Source organism: Rhodococcus sp. C26F (assembly GCF_053345925.1).
Map to the genome: position 1 here is coordinate 1 of NZ_JBKFBA010000102.1, position 2,460 is coordinate 2,460.

Below are 2,460 nucleotides of genomic sequence, written 5' to 3' on the forward strand. Positions count from 1 at the left end.
CGATCGGATGCGGTCGACGACGACGGAGGCCGGGACATCCGACGGAACCTCGATCGGGTATCCGCCGGCGTCCTGACGCTTCTTCTCGAGTCCGTGGCTCACCGGTCGCTCCCCTGCTTCGGCTCATCGAGGATCGTGGCGACGAGTGCGGTCGCGATTTCCATGCGGGTTTCGCGGCTCAGCGAGCTTGCGGTGTCTACACGCACGCCGCCTTCGACGTCGCGAGTGATGGCTGCAGTTTCATCGCTCGAGAACCAAGGCAGGGTGATCGGAGGGCAGTGCAGGATGGCGTACTGCGGTCCGAGTTCGTTTGCTACAGCGCGAAGGTCGTTGTCGGTGAGGTCGTTCGTCGTCATGATGATCGGCTTCCGAGGTAGGCGGCTGCGTTGTTCCAGGCTTCGGTCTTTCCGCGCGACGCGGACTTGCCGAGGGTCGCGAGGACAGGCCGGCGCAGGTGGTCCGGCAAACGCTTCCAGCACTCGGAGCACGCGAACGTGTTCGAATGCAGGACTCTGTGCGGGTGTCCGGGGCACCTGCGCCGGCGGGCGCTCACTTCGTGGTCTCCGCGGTGTTGCGGATCTGCACGGGCATGTCGAGGGATTCGACGGTGCAGGGGGTGTTGCCACGCCACAGTCGGCCGGGCCGGTCGCCGATGGTGAAGACGCGACCGGAGTCGAGTTCGACGAATCGGGTGCCTTTGGCGAGGTGCCAGAGGATCCGGCTGTCGAAGATGACCGGTTCGGCCGTGTCGTTGGTGATCATGCGATGGCCGTCGCGTTGAGCAGGTTGTTCAGCCAGACGATGGTGCCCGCAGTTGCGCCGAGCGCCGTGGACCAGAGCACCACTTCTGCCTTGCTGGCCTTCGACGCGGTGGGAGGCTCGTCGGCGTTCGTGTCGTGGGCGGGCACATCGCGGACGTCGACGATCTGGGCGTCGATCGTGTCGGGGGCCAGTGCGATGTCGATGGGAATCGTGTGGAAATGGCGGTCGAGCTCATCGAAGGCGGGGGTAGTGAAGATGTAGGCGGTGCCAACCGGCGTGGTGAAGAAGTGTTCGGTCAGCTCGTCGAAGATGGGGGTGTCGCCCGGCTCGAGCACGGCGACGGTAGTGCGGGTAAGGTTGGTGTTCGACATCGGGTTTCCTTTTCTGCGGTGTCGGTGGCCGTCAGCTGCGGGATCAGCTGGCGGCCCTTTTGTTTTGGTGGGCGGCTACTGTTCGCTCGGAAGCGAGTCGAGCCAGGATTTGAGTTCGTCGGCGGGGACGAGGATCGAGCGGCCGGCGTAGCGGCATCCCAATCGACCGGCCTTGATCTCGCGGTAAATGAACATCGTCGAGACGCCAATTGCCTTGGCGGCATCAGAGACTCGGTAGGACAGTGCCTCTTCGGGCAGTGCGTTTGCCTGAGTCGGTGCGTTCATGGAGTTGTGTCCTCCATCAGTTCTTTGAGAACGAAGTACTGCTCGATCACGGCTGCTGAGGCGTCGGCCCACTTTCGTTTGGCCTCGGTCATCTCCTTTTCTGCCTCGTTCTGTTCGGCCAGGAGACGGTCGAAGGTGCGCGCTGCGTCGTCGATCCGTTCCCTTTGCTCGTCGCGGTGTCCCTGCGGCACGTCGGGGCTCCTGAGTTGACTGGATTAATCTTGCGTGACTTCATTCACGGTACGCGGCGTCGTGAACGTGTGCAACAAGATTGCTTTGATTCATTCACGGCGTGAGAACGGACACACTGGACATGCGTCCACCTGGGGATTTGGGACCTTTGACCTACTCCGCAGTAAGTTCGTTACCCAAACGTGCATTGCATTGATTCAACTCACCACTTAGGGTTTGCACTCATGGGAGATCACGTTGCATCCATGGAAAGCCCGAAGAACACCTGGTGGGAGTTCATCAGTAACGCAATGGAACGCAAGGGCATGACCGCGGCCGAACTCGCCGATGCCGCTGGATTCAATCCCTCCACACTCTCGCACTGGAAGAGAGGGAACGCCGTTCCCCGACTGGAGCTCGTACGCGCGACCGCAAGAGCTCTCGACGCCAATTTTCTCGACGCACTGCTCGCTTCCGGCCTACTGGGGCTCGAGGACCTCAAACTCGAACGCGTAAAGCCAGACCTATCGCTCGTATCGGACGAGGAGATCCTGGCGGAGGCAGCACGCCGAATGATCGAACTGCGCAAAAAGGTCAAATAGCACAAGATCAGGTTCGAACACCTGTTCGGTAACACGCGTTCAAACCGACCCGATACCCTCTCGATATCGGGGTAGGAAATTCGGGAGGCACGACGTGTTCGGTTTTGCAGGTGTAGTAGAGATGTTCGATGCTTTGATAGATGTGCTACGCAAGAGCCATCCAGATCTAGCTGCGGAACTGGCCACGATGACGCCGGACGAGCGGCAGGCATCGATCGAATACTGGGCCGATTGCCTAGTCCGCAGCGAACAGGACGTCGAGGTGAGCG

Annotated in this window: 6 protein-coding genes; 1 reads left to right on the forward strand and 5 read right to left on the reverse strand. The window is 61.0% G+C overall.

Features of this window, described 5'->3' with window-relative positions; all coding sequences use genetic code 11:
• Positions 1–98: 98 nt before the first annotated feature.
• The 5 genes from ACLBYD_RS30555 to ACLBYD_RS30575 form a co-directional block, all read right to left on the reverse strand.
• Positions 99–356: a hypothetical protein gene (locus ACLBYD_RS30555; RefSeq protein WP_447818865.1), complete on the reverse strand. Its 258-nt coding sequence runs from the start codon at positions 354–356 to the stop codon at positions 99–101.
• A 193-nt stretch (positions 357–549) separates the two neighbouring features.
• The gene (locus ACLBYD_RS30560) at positions 550–762 is read right to left on the reverse strand and encodes a hypothetical protein (RefSeq protein ID WP_447818866.1); all 213 of its coding nucleotides are present in this window, start codon (positions 760–762) and stop codon (positions 550–552) included.
• The gene (locus ACLBYD_RS30565) at positions 759–1,133 is read right to left on the reverse strand and encodes a hypothetical protein (protein WP_447819383.1); all 375 of its coding nucleotides are present in this window, start codon (positions 1,131–1,133) and stop codon (positions 759–761) included. The genes ACLBYD_RS30560 and ACLBYD_RS30565 overlap by 4 nt, the downstream gene beginning before the upstream one ends.
• Before the next feature lie 75 nt (positions 1,134–1,208).
• Positions 1,209–1,418 carry a helix-turn-helix domain-containing protein gene (locus ACLBYD_RS30570; RefSeq protein WP_447819384.1) on the reverse strand — a complete coding sequence of 70 codons (210 nt, stop codon included), beginning with the start codon at positions 1,416–1,418 and terminating at the stop codon, positions 1,209–1,211.
• On the reverse strand, positions 1,415–1,609 hold the full coding sequence (locus tag ACLBYD_RS30575) for a hypothetical protein (protein WP_447819385.1): 195 nt from the start codon (positions 1,607–1,609) through the stop codon (positions 1,415–1,417). The genes ACLBYD_RS30570 and ACLBYD_RS30575 overlap by 4 nt, the downstream gene beginning before the upstream one ends.
• A 246-nt stretch (positions 1,610–1,855) precedes the next feature.
• On the opposite strand from ACLBYD_RS30575, the gene ACLBYD_RS30580 reads away from it, so the two are divergent.
• Positions 1,856–2,191: a helix-turn-helix domain-containing protein gene (locus ACLBYD_RS30580; RefSeq protein ID WP_447819386.1), complete on the forward strand. Its 336-nt coding sequence runs from the start codon at positions 1,856–1,858 to the stop codon at positions 2,189–2,191.
• Positions 2,192–2,460: the final 269 nt, after the last annotated feature.

Bases quoted from the DNA above. Each gene is read 5' to 3' on its own strand.
- ACLBYD_RS30570 (WP_447819384.1), bottom strand. From the start codon at position 1,418: ATGAACGCACCGACTCAGGCAAACGCACTGCCCGAAGAGGCACTGTCC.
- ACLBYD_RS30565 (WP_447819383.1), bottom strand. From the start codon at position 1,133: ATGTCGAACACCAACCTTACCCGCACTACCGTCGCCGTGCTCGAGCCG.
- ACLBYD_RS30580 (WP_447819386.1), top strand. From the start codon at position 1,856: ATGGAAAGCCCGAAGAACACCTGGTGGGAGTTCATCAGTAACGCAATG.
- ACLBYD_RS30555 (WP_447818865.1), bottom strand. From the start codon at position 356: ATGACGACGAACGACCTCACCGACAACGACCTTCGCGCTGTAGCAAAC.
- ACLBYD_RS30560 (WP_447818866.1), bottom strand. From the start codon at position 762: ATGATCACCAACGACACGGCCGAACCGGTCATCTTCGACAGCCGGATC.